The sequence below is a fragment of the Pseudomonas sp. PA-6-3C genome, from assembly GCF_021605825.1.
GTDB lineage: Bacteria > Pseudomonadota > Gammaproteobacteria > Pseudomonadales > Pseudomonadaceae > Aquipseudomonas > Aquipseudomonas edaphica.
This window is the reverse complement of the sequence record NZ_WKDV01000006.1, coordinates 28,314-52,961: the sequence shown is the minus strand read 5'-3', so window position 1 is coordinate 52,961 and position 24,648 is coordinate 28,314. Positions and strand designations below refer to the sequence as shown.

At 61.1% G+C, this 24,648-nt stretch carries 20 protein-coding genes; 11 read left to right on the top strand and 9 right to left on the bottom strand.

Annotated features, from left to right (window positions below; genetic code table 11):
- Nucleotides 1-24: 24 nt before the first annotated feature.
- The 3 genes from GIW48_RS06205 to GIW48_RS06195 all read right to left on the bottom strand — a co-directional run bounded on the left by GIW48_RS06205 (nt 25) and on the right by GIW48_RS06195 (nt 4,606).
- Nucleotides 25-3,495, bottom strand: a complete 3,471-nt coding sequence (locus tag GIW48_RS06205; RefSeq protein ID WP_017134907.1) for a hybrid sensor histidine kinase/response regulator — start codon at nt 3,493-3,495, stop codon at nt 25-27.
- Between the two features lie 119 nt (nt 3,496-3,614).
- The gene (locus tag GIW48_RS06200) at nt 3,615-4,007 is read right to left on the bottom strand and encodes a YbaN family protein (protein WP_169984834.1); all 393 of its coding nucleotides are present in this window, start codon (nt 4,005-4,007) and stop codon (nt 3,615-3,617) included.
- Between the two features lie 11 nt (nt 4,008-4,018).
- On the bottom strand, nt 4,019-4,606 hold the full coding sequence (locus GIW48_RS06195; RefSeq protein WP_017134909.1) for a UPF0149 family protein: 588 nt from the start codon (nt 4,604-4,606) through the stop codon (nt 4,019-4,021).
- Nucleotides 4,607-4,882: 276 nt separating this feature from the next.
- Here GIW48_RS06195 and recQ point away from each other — a divergent pair, with 276 nt between their 5' ends.
- Nucleotides 4,883-7,012: a DNA helicase RecQ gene (recQ, locus tag GIW48_RS06190; RefSeq protein ID WP_058422156.1), complete on the top strand. Its 2,130-nt coding sequence runs from the start codon at nt 4,883-4,885 to the stop codon at nt 7,010-7,012.
- Between the two features lie 121 nt (nt 7,013-7,133).
- Nucleotides 7,134-7,568 (top strand): MarR family transcriptional regulator, encoded by a 435-nt coding sequence (locus tag GIW48_RS06185; RefSeq protein ID WP_017134911.1) that lies wholly within the window; start codon nt 7,134-7,136, stop codon nt 7,566-7,568.
- Between the two features lie 150 nt (nt 7,569-7,718).
- On the opposite strand, the gene GIW48_RS06180 is transcribed toward GIW48_RS06185, so the two are convergent.
- Nucleotides 7,719-9,908 carry a patatin-like phospholipase family protein gene (locus GIW48_RS06180; protein ID WP_099548865.1) on the bottom strand — a complete coding sequence of 730 codons (2,190 nt, stop codon included), beginning with the start codon at nt 9,906-9,908 and terminating at the stop codon, nt 7,719-7,721.
- A gap of 84 nt (nt 9,909-9,992) precedes the next feature.
- Between GIW48_RS06180 and GIW48_RS06175 the strand changes: the two genes are divergently transcribed.
- Entirely contained in the window at nt 9,993-10,280 is a 288-nt protein-coding gene (locus GIW48_RS06175) for a SelT/SelW/SelH family protein (protein ID WP_099548866.1), read from the top strand.
- A 3-nt stretch (nt 10,281-10,283) separates the two neighbouring features.
- Here the strand turns inward: GIW48_RS06175 and GIW48_RS06170 are convergent, their stop codons facing one another.
- Both GIW48_RS06170 and GIW48_RS06165 read right to left on the bottom strand, forming a co-directional pair.
- The gene (locus GIW48_RS06170) at nt 10,284-11,168 is read right to left on the bottom strand and encodes a DMT family transporter (protein WP_170040623.1); all 885 of its coding nucleotides are present in this window, start codon (nt 11,166-11,168) and stop codon (nt 10,284-10,286) included.
- A 276-nt stretch (nt 11,169-11,444) separates the two neighbouring features.
- Nucleotides 11,445-12,194 (bottom strand): AraC family transcriptional regulator, encoded by a 750-nt coding sequence (locus GIW48_RS06165; RefSeq protein WP_169984830.1) that lies wholly within the window; start codon nt 12,192-12,194, stop codon nt 11,445-11,447.
- Between the two features lie 137 nt (nt 12,195-12,331).
- On the opposite strand from GIW48_RS06165, the gene GIW48_RS06160 reads away from it, so the two are divergent.
- On the top strand, nt 12,332-13,141 hold the full coding sequence (locus GIW48_RS06160; RefSeq protein WP_017134916.1) for a UDP-2,3-diacylglucosamine diphosphatase: 810 nt from the start codon (nt 12,332-12,334) through the stop codon (nt 13,139-13,141).
- A 130-nt stretch (nt 13,142-13,271) separates the two neighbouring features.
- Here GIW48_RS06160 and GIW48_RS06155 read toward each other — a convergent pair whose 3' ends face one another.
- From GIW48_RS06155 to phhA, 3 genes are all read right to left on the bottom strand, one after another.
- Nucleotides 13,272-14,465, bottom strand: coding sequence for an amino acid aminotransferase (locus GIW48_RS06155; RefSeq protein ID WP_236460378.1), 1,194 nt, complete (start codon nt 14,463-14,465; stop codon nt 13,272-13,274).
- Nucleotides 14,465-14,821 carry a 4a-hydroxytetrahydrobiopterin dehydratase gene (locus GIW48_RS06150; RefSeq protein ID WP_017134918.1) on the bottom strand — a complete coding sequence of 119 codons (357 nt, stop codon included), beginning with the start codon at nt 14,819-14,821 and terminating at the stop codon, nt 14,465-14,467. The genes GIW48_RS06155 and GIW48_RS06150 overlap by 1 nt, the downstream gene beginning before the upstream one ends.
- Before the next feature lie 97 nt (nt 14,822-14,918).
- On the bottom strand, nt 14,919-15,725 hold the full coding sequence (phhA, locus tag GIW48_RS06145; RefSeq protein ID WP_017134919.1) for a phenylalanine 4-monooxygenase: 807 nt from the start codon (nt 15,723-15,725) through the stop codon (nt 14,919-14,921).
- A 257-nt stretch (nt 15,726-15,982) separates the two neighbouring features.
- On the opposite strand from phhA, the gene GIW48_RS06140 reads away from it, so the two are divergent.
- The 7 genes from GIW48_RS06140 (at nt 15,983) to flgK (ending at nt 24,645) form a co-directional block, all read left to right on the top strand.
- Nucleotides 15,983-17,548, top strand: coding sequence for a sigma-54-dependent transcriptional regulator (locus GIW48_RS06140; protein WP_138450660.1), 1,566 nt, complete (start codon nt 15,983-15,985; stop codon nt 17,546-17,548).
- Nucleotides 17,549-17,854: 306 nt separating this feature from the next.
- Nucleotides 17,855-18,595, top strand: a complete 741-nt coding sequence (locus GIW48_RS06135) for a flagellar basal body rod protein FlgF (RefSeq protein ID WP_017134921.1) — start codon at nt 17,855-17,857, stop codon at nt 18,593-18,595.
- Between the two features lie 67 nt (nt 18,596-18,662).
- The gene (gene flgG / locus GIW48_RS06130; protein WP_056859743.1) at nt 18,663-19,448 is read left to right on the top strand and encodes a flagellar basal-body rod protein FlgG; all 786 of its coding nucleotides are present in this window, start codon (nt 18,663-18,665) and stop codon (nt 19,446-19,448) included.
- Between the two features lie 53 nt (nt 19,449-19,501).
- Nucleotides 19,502-20,197 (top strand): flagellar basal body L-ring protein FlgH, encoded by a 696-nt coding sequence (gene flgH / locus GIW48_RS06125; RefSeq protein WP_017134923.1) that lies wholly within the window; start codon nt 19,502-19,504, stop codon nt 20,195-20,197.
- A gap of 27 nt (nt 20,198-20,224) precedes the next feature.
- The gene (locus GIW48_RS06120; RefSeq protein WP_225933067.1) at nt 20,225-21,313 is read left to right on the top strand and encodes a flagellar basal body P-ring protein FlgI; all 1,089 of its coding nucleotides are present in this window, start codon (nt 20,225-20,227) and stop codon (nt 21,311-21,313) included.
- A 4-nt stretch (nt 21,314-21,317) separates the two neighbouring features.
- A complete protein-coding gene (gene flgJ / locus GIW48_RS06115) occupies nt 21,318-22,589 on the top strand; it encodes a flagellar assembly peptidoglycan hydrolase FlgJ (RefSeq protein WP_236460379.1) in 1,272 nt (423 codons plus the stop codon).
- A gap of 10 nt (nt 22,590-22,599) precedes the next feature.
- Nucleotides 22,600-24,645: a flagellar hook-associated protein FlgK gene (gene flgK, locus GIW48_RS06110; RefSeq protein ID WP_236460380.1), complete on the top strand. Its 2,046-nt coding sequence runs from the start codon at nt 22,600-22,602 to the stop codon at nt 24,643-24,645.
- The last annotated feature ends 3 nt before the right edge of the window (nt 24,646-24,648 follow it).

The window sequence follows — 24,648 nt, the reverse complement described above, 5'->3', positions numbered from 1 at the left end:
AATGTGAGGCCGAGTACACTCTGTTTAAAGCGGTAAATGCCGACTCAACAACGCCCGCAACGCCGCCGGCTTCACCGGCTTGGCCAAGTAATCCAACCCTGCCGCATGCACCTCGGCCACCATCTCCGGTCGCCCATCGGCACTGATCACCACCCCGGGAATCGGTTCTGCCAACTGCGCCCGCAGCCAGCCCATCAGCTCCGTGCCCGTCTCGCCGTGGTCCAGGTGGTAATCCACCAACGCCAGTTGCGGGCGCACGCCCTCGGCCAGCAGTGCCGCGCACTGCGCCTGGTCGGTGGCCGTCCACACTTCGCAGCCCCAGCGCGTCAGCAGGCTGCGCATGCCGATCAGGATGCTTTCCTCGTTATCCACACACAGCACCTGCGCGCCGCTTAATGGCAGCCCATTGTCTGGCGCGATCTTGGCCTGCGGGCTGGCCTGGTTACGCGCCAGCGGCACGCGCACGCTGAACACGCTGCCTTTGCCCGGCCACGAGCGCACGCTCAACGTATGCCCGAGCACGCGGCACAGGCCGTCAGCGATTGCCAAACCCAGGCCCAGACCCTTCTCGGCGCGGGTCTGGTGGCTGTCCAGGCGCTTGAACTCTTCAAAGATGACCTTCTGTTTATCCAGCGGGATGCCAGGGCCACGGTCCCACACTTCCAGGCACAATTCGTCCTTGCGCCTGCGCACGCCCAAAAGCACGGGGCCGTCGGCATAGCGGAACGCGTTGGTGAGAAAATTCTGCAGAATCCGCCTGAGCAACTTGATGTCACTGTCTATCCGCAACCGGCTGCCGCGCAGGCGGAAGCGCAGGTTCTGCTCCTGAGCCAGCGCCTTGAATTCGGCGCCGAGGGTGTCGAACAGCTCGTTGAGCACAAAGGGCTGCCGCTGCGGGTTGATCTTGCCATTTTCCAGGCGTGAAATATCCAACAAGTCGCTGATCAAGTCTTCGGCCGAGCGCAGCGAGCTGTCCAAATGTTGCACCAATTGCCGCGCGTCGGCAGACAGGCCGTCGTGCTGGTGGGAAAGGGCTGCGGAGAACAGGCGTGCAGCGTTCAAGGGTTGCATCAGGTCGTGGCTGACAGCCGCAAGGAAGCGGGTCTTAGACTGGCTGGCGGATTCGGCCACGCCCTTGGCGTCGGTCAAAGCGACATTGAGCTGGGAAAGCTCATGGGTACGCTCGGTCACCCGTTGCTCAAGGCCTTCGTTGGCCTCGGTCAGCGCCTGCTCGGCCTCCCGGAACGCAGTGATGTCGGTAAAGCTCATGACAAACCCACCGCCGGGCATCGGGTTGCCGATCAGCTCAATCACGCGGCCATTCGGGAACAAACGCTCGGAGGTGTGCGCGCGGCCTTGGCGCATCCAATGCAGGCGGCGCGCTACGTGCACCTGGGCCTCACCCGGCCCACACAGGCCGCGCTCGGCGTTGTAGCGAATAATGTCGGCAATCGGCCGGCCCACGCTGATCAGGCCTTCAGGGTAGTTGAACAGCTCCAGGTAGCGGCGGTTCCAGGCCACCAGCTTGAGGGACTGGTCGACCACACTGATGCCTTGGGTGATGTTTTCGATCGCGCCTTGCAGTAATGCGCGGTTGAATTGCAACACCTCGGAGGCTTCGTCGGCGATGCGTACTACGTCCTCCAGCTGCATCTCCCGGCCTTCAATCGCGGCTTTTACCACTGCGCGTGTCGACGAGGCGCCGAGTACGCCGGCCAGCAGGCGTTCGGTGTGGGCGATCCAGTCGTTATCGGCATTCTGGTTGGGGTTGAAGCCTTTGCCTTGGCGATAGGCAAATCGGATAAAGCTCTGCTCGGCGCGTTCCTTGCCGACAAAACGTGCCGCGAGGCTGAGCAGGTCGCTGATTTGCACCGACAGCATCGAGCGCGCATTGGCGCGCTGGCTGATTTCCTGGCCGATAAAGCGCCCGGCCTGCCAATGCTCGGATACCCGTGTGCGCGACAGCATCGAGACCCACACAAACAGCGTGAAATTGCCCGCAAGAGAAAACACAGTACCCAGGGTCAACGAGGTGACGGTGAAACCAAAGGGGTGCGAATGCATCCACGTCAGGCCGGGGAAAAGGCTCAACGACCACCCCAGGCTTTTCGCCGTCACCGGCAGGACCAAGGTGTAGAACCACAAGAAAGTGCCAGCCGCCAAGCCGGCAAATACGCCTCGTCGGTTGGCCTGCTTCCAATACAACGCGCCAAGCATCGCTGGCGCCAGTTGGGTAACGGCGGCGAACGCGATCTGGCCGATGGTTGCCAGGCTCGCGCTGGAGCCGAGCAGGCGGTAACTCACGTAGGCCAGCAACAGGATGATCACAATGCTGACGCGGCGCACCGACAGCATCCAGTGGCGGAACACTTCGAACGGCCGCTCTGCGCTGGAGCGGCGCAACAGCCACGGCAGCAACATGTCGTTGGAGACCATGGTCGACAAGGCAATGCTCGCCACAATCACCATGCCGGTGGCCGCCGAAGCGCCGCCGATAAACGCCAGCACGGCAAGGGCCGGGTGCGCTTCGGCCATGGGCAGGCTGATCACGTAGGAGTCCGGCAATACCGAGGCGGGCAAGAGCATTTTGCCGCCGAGGGCGATAGGGATGACGAACAGCGCGGCGAGGATCAGGTACGCCGGGAACACCCACTTGGCCAGGCGTAAATCCTGCGGGTCGATGTTCTCTACCACGGTGACGTGAAACTGCCGGGGCAGGCAGATAATCGCCATCATCGCTACGCCAGTCTGCACCACCATCGATGGCCAGTTAATGGTTTCTGTCCAGTATTCCTCAAGGCGCGGGGCGAGCATGGCCTGGCTGAACAGATCGCCAAAACCATCGTATAGGCCGAAGGTCACGAATGCGCCTACCGCCAGAAAGGCGAACAGCTTGACCAGGGATTCAAACGCAATCGCCAGCACCATGCCACGGTGGTGTTCGGTGGCATCGAGGTTGCGGGTACCGAACACAATGGTGAACAGCGCCAATACCAGCGACACGATCAACGCGGTGTCCTGGGCGCGGGTGCCGGTGGTGTCGGGGCCGGAACCGATCAACAGGTTCACGCCCAGCACGATGCCTTTGAGTTGCAGAGCGATATAGGGCAGCACGCCGACCAGGCAGATCAGCGCCACCACCACCGCCAACGATTGGGATTTGCCGTAGCGTGCGGCGATAAAGTCGGCAATGGAGGTGATGTTTTCCTGTTTGCTGATCAGAATCATCTTCTGCAACACCCAAGGTGCCAGCACCAGCAGCAGGACAGGTCCCAGGTAGATCGGTAAAAACGCCCACAGCTGCTCGGCGGCCTGGCCTACGGCGCCGAAGAAGGTCCAACTGGTGCAGTAAACGGCCAGCGACAGGCTGTATACCCAGGCACGTATTCGTGGCGGTAGCGGCGCGTGGCGGCGATCACCGTAAAAGGCGATGGCAAACATAATGGCCATATAGGCCAGGGCAACGGCGGCGATCAGCCCGCTGGACAGCGTCATGGTAACTCCGAGCATAAGAACACCCGGGCATTCCGAGCCCGGTGGGACAGTCTCGCATGATGCTGGGGGTTAGTCAGTGTCGACCAAGGTCGTGTGGGATCGAATGTCGCAGAGCGTGTTCAACGCGGTGGCAGGGTTTTCTGACGCAAGATGTAAATGCTCACCAACACTGCACTGGTCAGCATAAACCCACGTGCCCAAGGCAGCGGCACCAGGTAGCAGGAAAAACCAATGCTCAGCCACATCAGGCCGATGGCGTAGACCTTGCCCTTGAGCGGAATGCCATTGCCGTCCAGATAGTCTTTGATCCACGGCCCCAGGCGCGGGTGTTCCACCAGCCATTGGTAGAAGCGCGGGGAGCTTCGGGCGAAGCAGGCGGCTGCGAGTAGCAGGAAGGGCGTGGTCGGCAATACCGGCAGGAAGATACCGATCACTCCCAGCGCTACGCTCAGCCAGCCGATGGCCAGCAGCACGTAGCGCAGGAGCAGTGAGCGCTTGCCCATGGGCGTCATGGGCAACCGACTCAGTGGTGACGTGGCTTGAGGATCGCCGGTTTTTCGTCAGGCGCATTGCACAGCAGGTACAAGGCGGTGAGGGCTTCCGGGATCTGTACGATCATGTCGTCCATCAGGTTGGCATCGGCGGCGATGTCGGAGAATTCCGGCTGGTCGTCGAACAGGCCCGAACCGACCATGATCGGCAGCAGCATTTCGCTGACTTCTTCCTCGGCAGTTTCGAACCAGGCGGCTTCGCGCAGGAACACACCTTCCATGAAGCCGATGCACCAGCCGCGCAGGTCGGAGTCATCCGGCTCCTCGCCCAGGTCCAGCTCGCACGGCAGCTCGAATTCCTCATCGGAAGCCAGTTGGCGACCAATGTGGGCCTTGAGGGCCAGCAGGGTGGATTCGATTTCTTCGCGTTGGGCGGCGTCGGCGTAGTGCGGTTCTTCGGCGAACAGCGCGTCGATCCATTCACGGTCGGGCACGACGTCGGCGCAGATCGACAGGGCGGTCAGGTAGCCGTGAGCGGCCACGTAGTCCAGCGCCTCGTCATGCAGCTCATCGGCGTCGAGGAAGGCTTGCAGGCGGGTTAGTTGCTCAGCGAAGGACATTGAAGGGCTACCTTGGGAATAAACGATGCGCAATTCTAGGCTTTCTTGAGCGTCCAGGCCAGCTGCAAGGCATATTTGCCGGGTTCTGGAGCGGGGTGACTATTCGTCAGTGGCGCCCTTTGCCAGGTAACGCTCGGGTATACTGCCGCGTTTTGTGATGCCCCTGCAGGCCAAGCGCCAATCCGCGAAAACTTCGCTTACGGATTATTTCCCGTGAAGCGGTGTTTTTTCGGCCAGCCTGTACAGAGGGATTTCGGCACCATTTTGGAGTTTTACATGCTCGAACAGGCTCAACGCGTCCTCAAGGACATCTTCGGCTACGACAGTTTTCGTGGCCGCCAGGGTGCGATCATTGAGCGCGTGGCCAGTGGCGGTGATGCCCTGGTCCTGATGCCTACCGGCGGCGGCAAGTCGCTGTGCTTTCAGGTGCCGGCGCTGTTGCGCAATGGCTTGGCCGTGGTGGTGTCGCCGCTGATCGCGTTAATGGATGATCAGGTCGCCACCCTAGAAGAACTCGGTGTCGCCGCCGCCGCCTTGAACTCCACCTTGAGTGCCGAGCAGCAGCGCGAGCTGGCAGCGCGCATCAAGCGCGGCGAAGTGAAGATGCTCTACCTGGCGCCTGAGCGTTTGGTGCAGCCGCGCATGCTGGCCTTCCTGCAGAGCCTGGAAATTGCGTTGTTCGCCATCGACGAAGCCCACTGCGTGTCGCAATGGGGCCACGATTTCCGTCGCGAATACCTGCAACTGGGCCAACTGGCGGAATTGTTCCCCGACGTGCCGCGCATCGCCCTGACTGCTACCGCCGACAAACGCACCCGCGAAGAAATCGTCGAGCGCCTGCATCTGCAGAACGCCGAGCGCTTTCTGTCGAGCTTCGACCGGCCGAATATTTTTTACCGCATCGTGCCCAAGGAACAACCGCGCAAGCAGTTGCTGGCGTTCCTGTCCGAGCGGCGCAGCGACGCAGGCATCGTGTATTGCCTGTCGCGCAAGAAGGTCGATGAAGTGGCCGCGTTTCTCTGCGAGCAAGGCTACCCGGCGCTGCCGTATCACGCGGGGCTGCCCAATGACACGCGCTCTGCCCATCAGAAGCGCTTCCTCAACGAGGAAGGCCTGATCATGGTGGCCACCATCGCGTTCGGCATGGGCATCGACAAATCCAACGTGCGTTTTGTTGCACACATGGACCTGCCAAAGTCCCTTGAGGCCTACTACCAGGAAACCGGTCGCGCCGGCCGTGATGGCCTGCCGGCGGATGCCTGGATGGTCTACGGCCTGCAAGACGTGGTGATGCTCAAGCAGATGTTGCAGAACTCCGAAGGCGATGAGCGCCACAAACGCCTGGAACAACACAAGCTCGATGCCATGCTCTCGCTGTGCGAAGAGACCCGCTGCCGCCGACAGACGCTGCTGGCGTATTTCGACGAGGACATGCCCGAGCCATGCGGGCACTGTGACAATTGCACCGATGGCGTACAGACCTGGGACGCTACCGAGCCGGCGCGCCAGGCGTTGTCGACCATCTACCGTACCGGCCAGCGCTACGGCGTGGGGCATCTGGTGGACGTATTGCTGGGCAAGGACAACGAGAAAGTGCGCAGCTTCGGCCACGAAAAACTCTCGGTGTACGGCGTCGGCAAGGCGCGCGCCGAAGGCGAATGGCGTTCGTTGTTCCGGCAGATGGTCGCGCGCAACCTGGTGGACATCGACATCGAAGGCTACGGCGGCTTGCGCCTGAACGACAGTTGCCGGCCATTGCTCAAGGGCGAGGTGAGCCTGGAGCTGCGCCGCGACCTTAAGCCGCAAACCACCGCAAAAAGCAGCAGCACCAGCCCGGCCAGCCAATTGGTGCGTGGCGAAGAACGCGAACAGTGGGAAGCCTTGCGCACCCTGCGGCGCAAACTGGCGCAGGAACACAGTGTGCCGCCTTACGTCATCTTCCCCGACTCCACGTTGCTGGAGATGCTGCGCGAGCAACCGACCAGCATGGCCGAGATGGCCAAGGTCAGCGGCGTGGGTGCGCGCAAGCTGGAACGCTACGGCCAGGCCTTCCTCGAGGTGCTCGGCGGCCAGGCCGAGGCGCCCAAGGAAGTCGCCGACATCCGCCATGAACTGATCAGCCTGGCACGTGCCGGCATGACCCCGATCCAGATTGCCGGCCAGCTGCAATGCTCGGAAAAAAACGTCTACACCTTGCTGGCTGAATCCATCGGCAAGCAACAGTTGTCGTTGGAGCAGGCCCTTGATTTACCGGAAGATCTGCTCGGTGAAATCCAGGATGCCTTCCTCGACGGAGAAGGCGAATTGCCACCTGTTACAGAGATCGCACCGCTGTTTACCGGGCGTGTTCCTGAGGGGGTTTTGTATTGCGTACGTGCCGCTTTGCAGTCTGAATTCGAAATTTAATGTGCCAATTACGACAATGTAACGAATCAGTACATAGCACCACTTGCCTCCTGGCATGGCTCATGCTTAGCTGACTAATAATTAGCCACATTCTATTTTCAGTCTAAATCATGAGTTTTTTATGCCGTTAACCGAACAACACCGCTTTGGCATGCAGTTGGCGCAAATGTCCCGAGGCTGGCGCGCCGAACTCGACCGCCGTTTGGCGGGGCTGGGCTTGTCCCAGGCGCGTTGGCTGGTGCTGTTGCACCTGGCCCGTTTTGTAGATGCGCCCACCCAGCGTGAACTGGCGCAAAGCGTCGGCGTAGAAGGTCCGACCCTGGCGCGCCTGCTCGACAGCCTTGAAGGCCAGGGCCTGGTGCAGCGCCAGGCGGTGCTGGAGGATCGTCGCGCCAAACGCATTCTGTTGTGCGACACCGCCCGTCCGTTGATTGATCAGATCGAAACCATCGCCACGGCCTTGCGCCATGAGTTGTTCGTGGGCGTGGATGAAGAAGATTTGCGCGTGTGCATGCGCGTGCATGGGCACATTCTGGCGAACCTGGAAAAGTCCTGAGGTGTGGCGAGGGAGCTTGCTCCCGCTGGGCTGCGTAGCAGCCCCAAAGCCATCAACCTCGTTGCACCTGAATGATCGCATTCACCGCATTGGGGGCGCTTCGCACCCCAGCGGGAGCAAGCTCCCTCGCCACAGTAGCCTGGCATCCAGCTAGAACGTCTGCCCCAGGTTCAGGTACACCGCCTGCTGCTTGTCATCATTGAACCCATAGCTGAAATTCAGCGGCCCTAACGGCGTATCAAAACCGAGGAAAATACTCGCGGCATTGATGTACCCGCTATCAAACTGGTTATCGTTGTTCCACGCCCGGCCGCGTTCCACCGAGGCGCCGAGGTACAGCGGGAAATCCAGCGGCAGGTATGAGCGCGGCGTCAGGCGGCGGTAGTACACAGCACGCATCAGGGCGATGTTCTGCCCCGAGATTGAGTCTTCGCGAAAGCCTGATAATTGCCGCGCACCGCCGAGCAGAAAGCTGGAAACCACCACGTCGGATTTATCCAGCGTGCGCCCATAACGACCGCCGAGTATCAAGGTGTCCGGGCCGTGGCTCATGGCCTTGTCCAGCTTGAACTCCCACTGTCGGTAGCGCTGGTCTGAACCCAGGCCGGGCTCGAACTCTCGGAAGGCCAGGCCGATGTCTTCGCCGGTATGGGGGAAGTACACGTTATCCAGCGAATCGAACGAGTACTTGAGCTCATAGAAACCCTCATTGAAGCTCACACTCGGCAAGTCGCGCTCGCCAACACGCACATCTGCCTTGCCCCAGGCTTCACCGACGCCGAAGCGGATCTCGCCGCTATTGCCAATCTGGCGCCCCACGTTCAAACCAAAACCGTAGCGCTCCAGGCGATATTCGGCGATAGGGTCGCTGTCCAGCACCAGGTCGACGTTCTGCGCCTGGGCACTGATATAAGGCGCGACGAAATAGCGCGAGCCCACATCCAGTGGCTGGTAGAACTCGCTGTACAGCTCTTGGCGATCACCAATCTGCACGCGCGTCAGCCATTCGGCGCCAAGGCGGTTGATGCCGTTCATGCGGTAACTGGCGCCGAGGTTGTAAGCGCTGGCGCCGCGCATGTCATCCGACAGGTTCAGGCCCAGGCGCAAATAGTCGGTGCCGCTGCGTTTGCCGCGCGCGCTGATGACCAGGGTATTGTCCTGGCCCTTTTTCACCACGCGGTATTGCACCTGCTCGAAGTAATCCAGGCCGTACAACGTGCCCATGTCGGTTTGCAGGCGGCCCAGGTTCAGCGGCTCGCCCAGGGTTTGGCGGATGTAGTAGCGAATTACGTCGTCACTGACTTTCGAGTCGTTCTCCACCTTGATGGCGGTGATCACCGGCGTGCGTTCGCCCGGGGTGCGGGCCTCAACCAATTGCGGGTCGATCGGTTCGGCGGGGCGCAAATGCGCCAGGCGCACGTCGAGGGCGCGGGTGGCGCGGTAGCCGGCGTCGATCATGTCCTTGGCGCGGCCGAAGTCCGTCACGCCGTAGGCGGCCAGCGGTGGCTGGATCAGCACATCCTTGGGATGCAGGGCCTTGAGTTGTTCTTCTGAGTTGCGCCGGGTCATCAGGGTGATGGACTGGTTGAGCACGTCCACGACCGTCGCCAGTTGCTTGCGTGAGCGCAGCGGCGTGCCGATGTCCACGACGATAGCGATGTCGACGCCCATTTCGCGCGCCACATCCAGTGGGATGTTGTCGGTCATGCCGCCGTCCACCAACAGCCGTCCGTCCAGTTCCACCGGAGCGAACACTGCCGGGATCGACATGCTCGCACGGATCACCTGGGGCAAGTGACCCTTGCTGAACACCACTTTTTCGCCGGTGGTGATGTCGGTGGCCACAGCGCGGAACGGGATTGGCAGCTTGTCGAAGTTACGCGTATTGCTGGAGTGGGCGAACATGCTTTCCAGCAGCAGCGCCAGGTTCTGGCCCTGGATCACGCCGAGCGGCAGGCCAAGGCTGCCGTCATCGCGAAAGCTGAGTTTTTGTTTGACGAGGAAATCGCGGTCATCCTGTTTGCGCCGAAACGGCACATCTTCGCGCGGCGGGGCGTCGGACAATGCCTGCTGCCAGTCGATATTGAGCGCGAGCTTTTCCAGTTCATCGATCTTGTAGCCCGAGGCGTACAGGCCGCCAATCACCGCGCCCATGCTGGTGCCGGCGATAGCATCGATATGGATACCTTGCTCCTCCAGGGCCTTGAGCACGCCAATATGCGCAAGGCCACGGGCGGCACCGCCGGACAGCACCAGGCCGATTTTGGGGCGTGGGCTTTCGACGGCATCGGCGATCAGGGGAAGCAGGCACAGAAACAGGCAGGACAACAGGCGGCGCATCATGAATCTCGAGGCTGGGCGATAAAGGCCGGTATTATAGTCACTCGATCGTCCGTGCCCGATATGTCAGGAACTTCTCTAATTATGTCTGCCAGCAAACCCGAGATCGTCATCACCTATTGCACCCAATGCCAATGGCTGTTGCGCGCGGCGTGGCTGGCCCAGGAATTGTTGAGTACATTTGCCGATGACTTGGGCCGTGTGGCGCTTGAGCCAGCCACCGGCGGGGCGTTTCGCATCACCTGCGACGGTGTGCAAATTTGGGAGCGCAAGGCCGACGGCGGCTTTCCAGAGGCCAAGGTACTCAAGCAGCGCGTGCGCGACCAGATCGACCCGCAGCGCGACCTGGGGCACAACGACCGCCAAGCCTGAAGGCTACGCGGTGGCTGCCGGCTGTTTGGCCTGGCTGGCACTGCCCATCAAGCCTGAGAGCACGATGGCGACAATGATCAGCGCGCCGCCCAGCAGCATGCGCAAGGTCGGGGTTTCGGCAAACAGCAGCCAGGCCGCGGTGATGCCATAGACCGGCTCCATGGCGAACACCACGGACGCGGTGCGCGCCTTGATCACCGCGAGGCTGGCGACAAACAAGCTATGGGCCAGGCCGGTGCAGAACACCCCGAGCAGACCGATCCACAGCCAGTCAATCGCACGTACATCCGCCAGGCCCGGTGCTGCGACTGGCAGCAGGCACGCCGCGACCACCACGTTCTGGCACAGCGCAGCCTGCACCGCCGGAATGCGCCCGGAGCTGGCGCGGTTGTTCAGCGACAGCAGCGAGAACAACAGGCCCGAGAGAATCCCCCACAGCAGGCCGCCCGTGGCTTGGCTGGCGAGGTCGAAGTCTGGCGTGACCAACACCAGGCCCACCGTGACCAGCGCAACCAGCAACACTTCGTTGGCGCGAATGCGCTCACGGAAGATCAGCCCTTCAAGCATCACGGTAAAGGCCGGGAACGCGGTGAAGCCAAGGGTGGCGACGGCCACCCCGGCGACTTTGACGGCAATGAAGAAGGTCACCCAATGCGCCGCCAGCAGCACGCCACTGACCACGAGGCGACGCCAGTCGCGCATCTCCAGGGTTTTCCAGGTGGTGTTGCTGGCAAATCGCGCAAAGATCGCCAGGGCGATTACGGCAAAGGCGGCGCGACCAAACACGATGATGGCCGGCGAGGCGGCTGCCAGCTTGCCGAAAACACCAGTGAGGCCAAACATCAGTGCGCCGATATGCAGGGCGCCAAGGGCTGAGCGGGGAGTCATTGCGATCCTTGAAACAACGGGGGTGACAGAATCGCAGTCTAGAGGTTCGAGGGCGCCGGTGTCTGTCGCGGACCTCGCGAATCTTAGCGCCAGCCTCTCATCATAATCATCCCATTAGGCAACGAATAACCTGTGGCGAGCAGGCTTGCCCTGCGTTGGGTTGCGAAGCGACCCCAAAAATGGGACTGCTGCGCAGTCCAACGCGGGGCAAGCCCGCTCGCCACAGTGACGGTGTTCGCGGTTGGGATCAGCCGCCTGGGCGGTCAGCGTTGATGATTACGATGAGCGGCGTAAGGTGCCCGGTGAGGCGCCAAACTCACGCAACATGGCGGCAGAGAAGGCACTTTGCGAGGCGTAGCCGACGCGCTCGGCAATTTCGCCAACGGGCAGTGGCGTCTCGCGCAGGAGCTTCAGCGCCATGTGCAGACGACGGCCGCGCAGGTAGTCCATGGGGGTTTGCCCGCACTCGGCCATAAAGCGCGCATGCAGGCGCGCTACCGAGAGATCGGCAATACGCGCCAGATCGGCCACCTGCAACGGGTGCGCAGCATGGCGTTCGATGTGCGCATTGAACGCGGCATACGGCAAACGCTTGCCCGGTAGCGGTTGGGCCAGCGGATGATTGAGACTGGCCAGCAGCAACACCGCGCCTTGCTGGGCGATCAGCGGGTCATCCACCGGGCTGTGTGCCAGCCATTGCACCAACTGGCTTTGCCGGGCGTCCAGTGTCAGTCGCGCCGGTTGATCGAGCAGGCGGCGACTGGTGTCGGCGTGCTCGCCCAAGGACTGCGCCACCCAATGTTCGTCGGGCACATCCAGCACCAGGCAGCGGCTGCCGTCGCGACTGCCGCAGGCATGGTGGGCCGAGAAGGGCAGCACCATCACGCTGCTGGCGTGCACCTGGCTGCCCAGGCCATCGACTTCCAGGTCCAGATGCCCCGACAACCCGAACACCAGTTGGGCGTGGTCATGGCTGTGGGCGAGCGGCTCTTCAATGTAGTGGCGCAGCGTGAGGGTCGGTCTCATCGCGGTCTCCTGGGCAGCAGGCCTGCAGTCTACAACGCTTCAAGGGCTTTGATCGCTGTCATCAGACTGACGCACAGTTGTCATGGGCTATTAACCGCCTGGGCGCAAGCTCGCGAAAACACCGTCGAGGGATGCCCATGACCAGTGCCGAGTTCGCCAAACCCAGCCGCAAACAACGGGTTCGTACCCTGTGGATCTCCGACGTGCACTTGGGCACCCGGGATTGCCAGGCCGAGCACCTGTCACAGTTCCTCAAGGGCTACCACGCCGACAAGGTCTACCTGGTCGGCGATATCATCGACGGCTGGAAAATGCGCGGCGGCATGTACTGGCCTCAGGCTCATACTAATGTGATCCGCCGCCTGCTGACCATGGCCAAGCGCGGCACCGAGGTGATCTACGTCACCGGCAACCACGACGAATTCCTGCGCCGCTACTCCAAGCTGATCCTGGGCAATATCCAGCTGGTGGACGAGGCCGTGCACGTCACTGCCGATGGCCGCCATCTCCTGGTGATTCATGGTGATCAATTTGATGTGATCACCCGATACCACCGTTGGCTGGCGTTCCTGGGCGATTCGGCCTATGAGTTCACCCTCACGCTCAACCGCTGGCTCAATCACTGGCGTGCGCGGTATGGCTATGGCTACTGGTCGCTGTCGGCGTACCTGAAACACAAGGTCAAGACGGCGGTGAGTTTTATCAGTGATTTCGAAGAGGCGATCGCCCACGAAGTGACCAAGCGCGAGTTGCATGGTGTGGTGTGCGGGCATATTCACCATGCCGAGATTCGCAAGGTGGGCGAGGTGGACTACCTTAATTGCGGGGATTGGGTGGAGTCGTGCACCGCGTTGATCGAGCACTGGGATGGCAGTATCGAGTTGTATCGGTTGGCGGATGCGCAGGCTAAAGAGGCGCTGCTCAAAGCTGAGATGGTTGCGGGCTAGAAGGTTCGCACGGTCAAAAATGTGGGAGCTGGCTTGCCTGCGATGGCGGTTGTTCAGTCAACTTATTCAGTGACTGACACACCGTAATCGCAGGCAAGCCAGCTCCCACAATTTGATTGGATTTCTTCAGTTACTTCGAGACGTCGGCGATGGCCTCGGCCAGTAATGCCAGGCGTGTCGCGTCAATACCCGCCACATTCGCCCGCCCCGAACTGACCATATACACGCTGTGCTTCTCGCGCAGTTGCTTGACCTGCTCAGCACTCAAACCGGTATAGGAAAACATCCCGCGCTGCGCACCAATATGCGCAAACTTCTCGGCCAGCCCGTGGGGCGCCAGCGCCTCCACCAGCCCGGAGCGCAGCTGGGCAATGCGTGAACGCATGGCCTCGACTTCATCGCTCCAGCGCTTTTTCAGCTCGGCGTCGCCCAGGATGGTCGCTACCACTGCGGCGCCATGATCCGGCGGCGTCGACCACAGGTTGCGCGCGATATTCGCCAGTTGGCTGCGCACGTCCGTGAGCTTCTCGGCGTCTGCCGCGCACACGATCAGCGCGCCGACACGGTCGCTGTACAGGCCGAAGTTCTTCGAGCAGGAACTGGTGACCAGCACTTCCGGCAGCTCGGCGGCAAACAACCGTACCGCCCAGGCGTCCTGCTCCAGGCCGTCGCCAAAGCCCTGGTAGGCGAAGTCGATCAATGGCAGCAATTGCCGTTCGCGCACGATGTGCAACACCTGGCGCCAGTCGTCCTGGGACAAGTCAAAACCGGTCGGGTTATGGCAGCAGGCATGCAACAACACCACGTCGCCTGTGGGCACGGTGGCCAGCGTTGCGAGCATCGCGGCCACGTCCAGGCGGTTATCCGCGCCCACATACGGGTAATGGCTGACCTTGAGCCCGGCCTTGGCGAAGATGGTTTCGTGGATCGGCCAGGTCGGGTTGCTCAGCCACACGCCGCGGCCGGGCAGGTTTTGCGCGATAAAGTCGGCACTCAGGCGTAGCGCGCCGGTGCCGCCAGGGGTTTGCGTAGCACCGGCGCGACGTTCGCGAATCAGCGCTGAATCGGCGCCCAGCACCAGCTCACTGATCAGCGAACCGAAGGCCGCATTGCCATGGCCGCCGATATAGGTCTTGGTGGTTTGCGTGTCCACCAGGCGCTGTTCGGCCAGTTTTACCGAGTGCGGAATCGGCGTCAGGCCCTGGTCGTCCTTATACACACCCACGCCCAGGTCGAACTTGTTCGGGTTGGCGTCCTGAGCATACAGGTCCATCAGCCCGAGGATCGGGTCCCCGGGCACGCGGCCAATGGCATCAAAATGCATTACTTGCGGCCCTCGGCGTCCTTGGCCACTTCGTCGGTGCGCGCAGCCATGATGAAGTCGTTGCGGTGCAGGCCTTTGATCGAGTGGCTCCACCAGGTCACGGTGACTTTGCCCCACTCGGTGAGCAGGCCCGGGTGATGGCCTTCGGCTTCGGAGATTTCACCCATGGCGTTGGTAAAGGCCAGGGCGAATTTGAAGTTCTTGAACAGGAAAACCTTTTCCAGCTGCATCACGCCGTCGCGTACTTCGATGTTCCAGTCGGGAATCTGCTTGATCAGTACCGGCAGCTCTTCGTCGCTGACTTGTGGGGCGTCGGCGCGGCAGGCTTCGCAGTGGGCTTGGTTCAAGGTGGTCATGGGGGTGTCCTGAATTCGAAAGATTGAGATCAGTGGGCGTTACCCTAAAGCAACGCGCGGCCAGGGAACAGATTCACCTGGCCTCAAAATGTAAGGTTCAAGCAGCTTCGGGTTTGGGCGGCACTGCCTTTGGGGTGAAGAGCGGCGCATGCAGACCCAACTGCATACCGCGCTCGACCATGCCCATGATGTCTTCCTGCGCCACTTCAAACAGGCGCTTAAGCTCGGGCAGTACGAAGTACAGCGGTTGCAGGATGTCGATGCGATACGGCGTACGCATTGCTTCCAGCGGGTCGAAGGCCTGGTGTTCGGGTTCATCCGACAGGCAATACACGCTTTCTTTAGGCGACGACAAGATGCCGCCACCGTAGATGCGTCGACCTTGCGGCGTGTCCACCAAACCGAATTCGATGGTCATCCAGTACAGGCGCGCCAGGTACACGCGTTGCTCTTTGGTGGCCGCGAGGCCGAGCTTGCCGTAAGTGTGGGTGAACTCGGCAAACCATGGGTTGGTCAGCAGCGGGCAGTGGCCAAAGATCTCGTGGAAAATATCCGGCTCTTGCAGGTAGTCCAGTTCTTCGCGGGTGCGAATAAAGGTCGCCACCGGAAATTGCTTGCTGGCGAGCAATTCAAAGAAGGTCTGGAAGGGGATCAGTGCGGGGACGCGGGCAACTTGCCAGCCGGTGGTTTCGGCCAACACCTTGTTGATCTCACCCAGTTGCGGGATGCGGTCCAGGGGCAGGCCGAGCTTGTCGATGCCGTCCAGGTATTCCTGGCAGGCGCGTCCTTCGATCACTTTCAATTGGCGCGTGATCAGGGTGTTCCACACCGCGTGTTCTTCCGGCGGGTAGTGGATAAAACCTTGCGCATCGGGCTCGCGGGCCACGTAGTGCGTCTGCTTCATACGGCTCTCCTGCTAGGCATTCGTTCTTGTTATGTCCTGCGATGAGCCTATTGATAACGCGGAAGGCGACGGATTCCATCGGGCTTCGGTGCTTGCGCGTAGGAAAAGTTACCGTCATTCGTAAAGTTTTCGTTACGGTATGCCGGCCTCTCGTTGTCTTGGGCTGGGAAAAGGTCACAAGCTGTCACATAATCTTGACGACTATCTGCGCCCAGCGGCAAAAAGCCCCGGCGCTTTCCCACCATTTGGGCTTTTTCATGCGTATTAAAGTGCACTGCCAGAACCGTATCGGCATCCTGCGGGACATTCTCAACCTGCTGGTGGAATACGGCGTCAACGTCGCCAAAGGCGAGGTAGGCGGTGAACATGGCAACGCCATTTACCTGTTTTGCCCCAACCTTGTGAACATGCAGTTCCAGGCGCTGCGCCCGCAATTCGAAGCAATTGCCGGGGTATTTGGCGTTAAAAGGGTAGGGCTGATGCCCAGCGAACGTCGGCATATGGAGCTCAATGCGCTGCTCGGCGCTCTGGAGTTTCCGGTGTTGTCGATTGATATGGGCGGCTCCATCGTCGCCGCCAACCGCGCGGCGGCGCAGTTGCTCGGGGTGCGGGTGGACGAGGTGCCGGGCATTCCGCTGTCGCGTTATGCCGAGGATTTCGACCTGCCGGAGTTGGTGCGTGCGAGCAAATCGCGCATCAACGGCTTGCGGGTCAAGGTCAAGGGTGACGTGTTTTTGGCGGACATCGCGCCGCTGCAGTCTTCCGAACACGACGACAGCGAGGCCATGGCCGGTGCCGTGCTGACCCTGCACCGTGCCGACCGTGTGGGCGAGCGTATCTACAATGTGCGCAAGCAAGAGCTGCGCGGCTTCGACAGTATTTTCCAAAGCTCCAGGGTCATGGCCGCGGTGGTGCGCGAAGCCCGGCGCATGGCGCCGCTGGATGCGCCGCTATTAATAGAAGGCGAAACCGGCACCGGCAAAGAGTTGCTGGCACGCGCTTGCCACTTGGCCAGTCCGCGCGGGCAATCGCCCTTGATGGCGCTCAATTGCGCGGGCCTGCCGGAGTCGATGGCCGAGACCGAGCTGTTCGGCTACGGCCCCGGCGCATTTGAAGGGGCGCGGGCCGAGGGCAAGTTGGGCCTGCTGGAGCTGACGGCGGGCGGTACGTTGTTTCTCGATGGCGTGGGGGAAATGAGCGCACGCTTGCAGGTGAAATTGCTGCGCTTTTTGCAGGACGGCTGCTTTCGCCGGGTGGGCAGTGATGAAGAGGTGTACCTCGATGTGCGGGTGATCTGTGCCACCCAGGTGGACCTGTCGGAACTCTGCGCCCGTGGCGAATTCCGTCAGGACCTGTATCACCGGCTCAACGTGCTGTCGCTGCATATCCCGCCGCTGCGTGAATGCCTGGATGGCTTGGCGCCGCTGGTTGAGCACTTTCTTGACCAGGCCAGCCGACAGATTGGTTGCCCGCTGCCCAAGCTGGCGACGGCGGCGATGGACCGGCTCAGTCACTACCATTGGCCGGGCAATGTGCGGCAGTTGGAAAACGTGTTGTTTCAGGCGGTGTCGTTGTGCGACGGCGGCATGGTCAAGGCTGAGCATATTCGCCTGCCGGATTATGGGGTGCGCCAGCCCCTTGGGGATTTTTCCCTGGAAGGCGGGTTGGAGAACATCGTTGGGCGGTTTGAAAAGGCGGTGCTGGAGGCTTTGTACGCCGAGCACCCGAGCAGTCGGCAGTTGGGTAAGCGCCTAGGCGTGTCGCACACCACGATCGCGAATAAGTTGCGTGATTACGAAATTCTGAAGAATGAACGCGGTTAAACCTGTGGGAGCTGGCTTGCCTGCGATGACGGTGGGTCAGTTGGCTCATGTGTCGCTGATACACCGCTATCGCAGGCAAGCCAGCTCCCACAGTTGATCTTTGTCGTCCTTAAGACCGGTGCTTGCCGCAGGCGGCAGTAGTCCGCCGTTTTTTCGACTCTATCCCTGCCACCTAATCTCTAAGCCTGCCCGCAAACCCCCGCCGTACATGGACTTCAATCTATTTTCAAAAGTTGGTTCGCAAATTGCTTAAGCCTCATCAGAGCAACGGTGGGCGGCAAGCGTCCGTCAGAAAGAGGATAGAGCGTGGACAAGTACCTTTATGTGGCAATGACCGGCGCCAGCCAGAATGCACTGGCGCAAAAGGCCCATGCCAACAATCTGGCGAACATTTCCACCAACGGTTTCCAACGGGACCTGGAGCAGGCGCGTTCGATGCCGGTGTTCGGTGACAGCTTTCCGGCGCGGGCATTTGCCATGACCGAACGGCCGGGCACCGACTTCTCCCAGGGCGCCATGATTGAAACCGGTCGCGACCTCGATGTGGCGGTCAGCGGTGACGGCTGGATGGCCGTGCAAACCCCGGATGGCGGCGAAGCCTACGTGCGCAGCGCCAGCATGAATGTGGATGCGTTGGGCGTGTTGCGTGCCGGCAACGGCATGCCGGTGATGGGCAACGGTGGCCCGATTGCCGTGCCGCCCGAGCAGAAAATCGAAGTGGGCGCCGACGGCACCATCAGCATCCGCGCCATGGGCGAAGGCCCGCGCGTGATGGCTGAAGTGGACCGCATCAAGCTGGTCCAGCCCGACCTCAAGAACATGACCAAGGGCCTGGATGGCGCCATCCATACCAAGGATGGCAAACCGGCCCAGGCCGACGCGAACGTGCGGCTGACCTCGGGTTTCCTGCAGGCGAGCAACGTCAATGCGGTGGAAGAAATGACCGCCGTGCTGTCGCTCTCCAAGCAGTTCGAGTTGCACATCAAGATGATGAACAGCGCTAAAGAAGACGACCAGGCCATGACCCGCGTTCTGTCGATGAGCTGATTGCCGGTTTACTGAAGACTAATTTTGCAGCACAGCGCCAACAAACAGGCGCACGAAGGAGAACACTATGCTTCCGGCTCTATGGGTTGCCAAAACAGGTTTGGCCGCGCAGGACACCAACCTGACCACCATCTCCAACAACTTGGCGAACGTGTCGACCACGGGTTTCAAACGTGATCGCGCCGAGTTCCAGGACTTGCTTTATCAGATCAAGCGCCAGCCAGGCGCCCAGTCGACCCAGGACAGCGAACTGCCGTCGGGCCTGCAACTGGGTACCGGTGTGCAGATCGTCGGCACCCAGAAGAACTTCAGCGCCGGTAACCTGCAGCAAACCAACCAGCCGCTGGACATGGCCATCAACGGCCGGGGTTTCTTCCAGATCCTGCAGCCGGATGGCACTACTTCCTACACCCGTGACGGTACTTTTCACCTGGACTCCAACGGCCAGATCGTCACCGCCAACGGCTTCGCGCTGGAGCCGGCTGTGGTGGTTCCAGCCGATGCCAAGACCTTTACCGTCGGCACCGACGGCACCGTGTCTATCACCGTGGCCGGCAACCCGGCGTCGCAAGTGATCGGCAACCTGCAAACCGCCGACTTCATCAACCCGGCCGGCCTGCAGGCCATGGGTAACAACCTGTTCCTGGAAACCGCCTCCAGCGGCGCGCCGCAAATCGGCACGCCAGGTCTCAACGGCTTCGGTACCACCCTGCAGCAAACCCTGGAAACCTCCAACGTCAGCACGGTTGAGGAGATGGTCAACATGATCACCACCCAACGCGCCTACGAGATGAACTCCAAGGTGATTTCCACCGCCGACCAGATGCTTTCGTTCGTAACGCAGAATCTGTAATCAAGTCTATGGGGCGCCTATTGCGGCGCCTGCAACACCGTGAGGTAAGGGTCATGAATCGCTATGTTTCTGTTCTGGCATTGAGTGGGATCGCCGTGCTCGCGGGCTGTGTCGCCCCGACGCCAAAACCCAATGACCCGTACTACGCGCCGGTGTTGCCGCGCACGCCGTTGCCGGCGGCGGCCAACAATGGCTCGATTTACCAGGCCGGTTTCGAACAGAACCTGTACAGCGACCGCAAGGCCTTCCGTGTGGGTGACATCATCACTATCACGTTGAACGAGAAGACCCAGGCCAGCAAGAATGCCAACTCGCAGATCGGCAAGACCAGCAAGACCGGCATCGGCCTGACCTCGCTGTTTGGTGGCGGCCTGACCACCAATAACCCTTTGGGCGATGGCGACCTGAGCCTCAACGCCGGTTACAGCGGCGACCGTGCCACCAATGGCAAGAGCGCGGCGGGGCAGGGCAACAGCCTGACCGGTTCGATCACCGTAACGGTGGCGGATGTATTGCCCAACGGCATCATCGCCGTACGCGGTGAAAAGTGGATGACCCTCAACACCGGCGACGAGCTGGTGCGTATCGCGGGCATGGTGCGTGCCGATGATATTTCCACCGACAACACCGTGCCGTCCACGCGCATTGCCGATGCACGCATTACCTACTCGGGTACGGGTTCGTTTGCTGATGCGAGTCAGCCGGGCTGGTTCGACCGTTTCTTCCTTAGCCCGCTGTTCCCTTTCTAGGTGGCCATTTTGAACCTCAAACAGCTGATGGCTGCCGCGTTATTGCTGGCCTTGAGCGCAGGAGCACACGCCGAGCGGTTGAAAGACATCGCCAGTATTTCCGGCGTGCGCTCCAACCAATTGATCGGCTACGGGCTGGTGGTGGGGCTTAACGGTACGGGTGACCAGACCACCCAGACGCCGTTCACCCTGCAGACCTTCAACAACATGCTCTCGCAGTTCGGCATCAAGGTGCCGCCTGGGTCGGGCAACGTGCAGCTCAAGAACGTCGCGGCCGTGTCGATCAGTGCCGACTTGCCGGCGTTCTCCAAGCCGGGCCAGGTGGTGGATATCACCGTGTCCTCCATCGGTAACTCGAAAAGCCTGCGCGGCGGCACCTTGCTGATGACGCCGCTCAAAGGTATCGACGGCAACGTCTACGCCATTGCCCAGGGCAACCTGGTGGTCGGCGGTTTTGACGCCGAGGGCCGTGACGGCTCGAAAATCACTGTGAACGTGCCATCCGCCGGCCGCATTCCTGGCGGCGCCACGGTTGAACGCACCGTGCCCAGCGGTTTCAACCAGGGCAACAGCCTGACCCTGAACCTCAACCGTTCGGACTTCACCACCGCCAAGCGTGTGGTCGACAAGATCAACGACATGCTCGGCCCTGGCGTAGCACAAGCCATCGACGGCGGCTCGATCCGTGTGACGGCGCCGCTCGACCCAAGCCAGCGTGTCGACTACCTGTCGATCCTGGAAAACCTTGAAGTCGACCCGGGCCAGGCGGTGGCCAAAGTCATCATCAATTCGCGCACCGGCACCATCGTGATCGGCCAGAACGTCAAGGTGTCGCCAGCGGCGGTCACCCACGGCAGCCTGACCGTGACCATCACCGAAGACCCGATCGTCAGCCAGCCTGGGCCGCTGTCCAATGGCCAGACGGCAGTGGTACCGCGCTCGCGGGTCAATGCCCAGCAAGAAGCCAAGCCGATGTTCAAGTTCGGCCCCGGAACCACCCTGGATGAGATTGTCCGCGCGGTGAACCAGGTGGGCGCAGCGCCCGGCGACTTGATGGCGATTCTCGAAGCTTTGAAACAGGCCGGCGCCTTGCAAGCCGACCTGATCGTGATCTAAGGCCATGGCCATGGATATGCACAAAAGCGGGTTCACCAGCACGGCGGATTCGGGGTCTTACTCCGACCTCAACCGGCTGAACCAGCTCAAGGTCGGCGCCGACAAGAACAGCGAAGGCAACATGCGCAAAGTGGCGCAGGAGTTCGAGTCGCTGTTCCTGAGCGAGATGCTCAAGTCCATGCGTTCGGCCACCGAGGCGCTGGGCAAGGACAACCCGCTGAACACCCCGGCTGCCAAGCAGTATCAGGAAATGTACGACCAGCAGTTGGCGGTCTCGATGTCCCGCGAAGGCGGTGGTATCGGTTTGGCTGACGTGCTGATGCGCCAGATGCAGAAGAACAAGCCGGTCGAGGCGCAGTCCTCGACCTTGCAAGGCCCGGCGGCGGCCGAGCCGGTCAAGGCCAAGAAGGTTGATGTGCCGACTGAAATCGGCGCCGGCACCCAGGCTAATGGCCCGTTGGGGCGCTCCAATGGCCAGCGGCCGTTGTGGGCTTACCGCGTTGCAGAGCCGCAAGGCGCCAGTGCGCACACCAACGACATGGAACTGATGAACCAGCGCCGCATGGCGTTGCCGAGCAAGCTGACCGACCGCCTGCTGGCCGGCATCGTGCCGAGCACTCAGCCCGCCACGCAGGCCGCGAGTGCGCCACTGCGTAACAGCGCCGCCACCGATAACGTGGTCAACAGCACCGCGCGCAACTTTGCCGTGCCGAGCGGGCGCATGCAGGTCTATGGCCGAGCGATTGCCCAGCCACCGCTGGCGCCGGCGAAAAAAGCCTTCAGCTCGCAGGATGAATTTGTCGCCACCATGCTGCCGATGGCCAAGGCGGCCGCCGCGCGCATCGGCGTGGATCCCAAGTACCTGGTGGCCCAGGCCGCGCTGGAAACCGGCTGGGGTAAATCGGTGATGCGCGCCGAGGACGGCAGCAGCAGCCACAATCTGTTCGGCATCAAGGCCGGGCAGAGCTGGCAGGGCGGCCAGGCGCGTGCAATCACCAGCGAGTTTCGTGATGGGTCGATGGTCAAGGAAACGGCGCAATTTCGCTCCTACAACTCCTACCAGGACAGCTTCCACGACCTCGTGACATTGCTGCAAAGCAATGATCGCTATAAAGAAGTTGTGAAATCAGCCGACAACCCGGAACAGTTTGTACGCGAGTTGCAAAAAGCCGGATATGCAACCGACCCGGACTACGCCAGCAAGATTTCGCAGATCGCCAAAACGATGAACAGTTACCAGAATTTCGCTGCCGCTGGCGCAACCACACATTTATAAGGTCTGAACCATGAGTTTGCTCAGTATCGGGATGTCAGGACTCAATGCCGCTCAAGGCTCGTTGTCGGTCTTGAGTAACAACATTGCCAACGTCAATACCCCGGGATACTCGCGCCAGCAGACCACCCAGAACGCCAACGCCAACAACCCGTATGGCGGCGTATTCATCGGTAGCGGCACGACCCTGGCGGATGTGCGCCGGGTCTACAACGAGTTCCTTGATCAGGCCTATCAAAACAGCACGTCGCTCAATAACGATGCTAAGGCCTACTCAAGCCAGGCGAGTGCGATTGATAAGACCCTGTCGGACAAGACCACCGGCATGTCCTCGGTGCTGAGTGCGTTTTTCGCCGCAGTACAGACCTCGTCGGCCAACCCGAGCGACGTGTCTGCCCGACAAGTGCTGTTGACCAGCGCCCAGACGCTGAGCAACCGTTTCAACTCGATCTCCAACCAGTTGAACCAGCAAAAAGAGTCGATCAACGGCCAGTTGAGCACTATGAGTGATCAGGTCAACCAATTGACTGCCTCGATTGCTTCGCTCAACAAGCAGATCACTCAGGTCCAGGGGTCAAGCAACAGTGCCCCGGCCAACCTGCTGGACGCTCGTAATGAAGCCGTGCGCTCGCTCAATGAATTGGTGGGCGTCACTGCCAGCGAGAAGAACGGCGTGTTCAGCGTCAGCACCGGCACCGGCCAGTCGCTGGTGCTGGGTGATCAGTCCAACACCATTTCTGCGGTGCCGAGCGCCAGCGACCCGAGCCAGTACACCATCCAGCTCAACGCTGGCGGCGGTACGGCGATTGACCTGGGTAATGTGCTCAGCGGCGGAAGCATTGGCGGCTTGCTGCGTTATCGTAGCGATGCGTTGATGCCCGCCATCAACGACCTGGGGCGTATTGCGATTGCCACTGCCGATACCGTCAACAGTCAATTGGGCCAGGGCCTGGATTTGAACGGTGACTTCGGCACGTCGCTGTTTAAGGACATCAACAGCGCGGCGGCCATTGCGCAACGCAGCCAAGGTGCGGCGGGCAACAGCGTCGGTTCCGGCAACCTGAATGTGAGCATCAAAGACAGCAGCAAGCTGTCGACATACGACTATAAAGTCACCTTCACCAGTGGCAGTAACTACACCGTGATGCGTTCCGACGGTAAAGCCATGGGCGCATTCGACACCACTACCACGCCGCCGCCGGTCATTGACGGGTTCACCCTGGCCTTGGACGGCAAAGGGCCGGTGGGCGCTGGCGACAGTTTCAAAGTCAGCCCGACCGCCAACGGCGCTACCAATATCGGCACAGACCTGACGGATGCCAATAAAATTGCATTCGCCGGGCCGTTGCTGGGCGAGGGCAGCAAGACCAATCAAGGTACCGGCACCTTTACGCCACCGACTCTGACCTTGCCTATCGACATTCACGGTGGTGCGGACACCGCTCAACTGCGTACCGGGATTGAACATTCGATGCCGGTGAAAATGGTATTCGGCAAGCCGGCTGCTGATGGCACGCAGGCCTACACGCTCAACGATTCTCAGGGAAATCCGATCGGCAGCGGCACTATCGTTCCGGGTCAAAGCAACAAAATCACCATCAACGTACCGATGCGTGATGCCAACGGCGCGTTGGTATCGCCAGCCAAGAGCTTCAAGTTTGATACGACCGTGGGCGGCTTGCCGGCCGATGGCGACAGCACCACGTTCTCTTTCAACGCTTCGGGCAAGTCGGACAACCGCAATGCTCAAGCGCTGCTGGACTTGCAGACCAAAGCCACAGTCGGTCTGTCGGACGGCAGCGGCGGCGGTGTGAGCCTGGTGGCGGCCAACAGCCGACTGGTATCGACCGTGGGGGCCAAGGCGGCGTCGGCGATTACCGACACCACGGCTACCGGTGCGTTGCTCAAGGCCAACCAGGACGCACGCAACTCAGTGTCCCAGGTGAACCTGGATGAAGAGGCGGGCAACATGATCAAGTTCCAGCAGTACTACACCGCGTCGTCGCAGATCATCAAGGCTGCGCAAGAAACCTTCAGCACATTGATCAATAGTCTTTAAGGG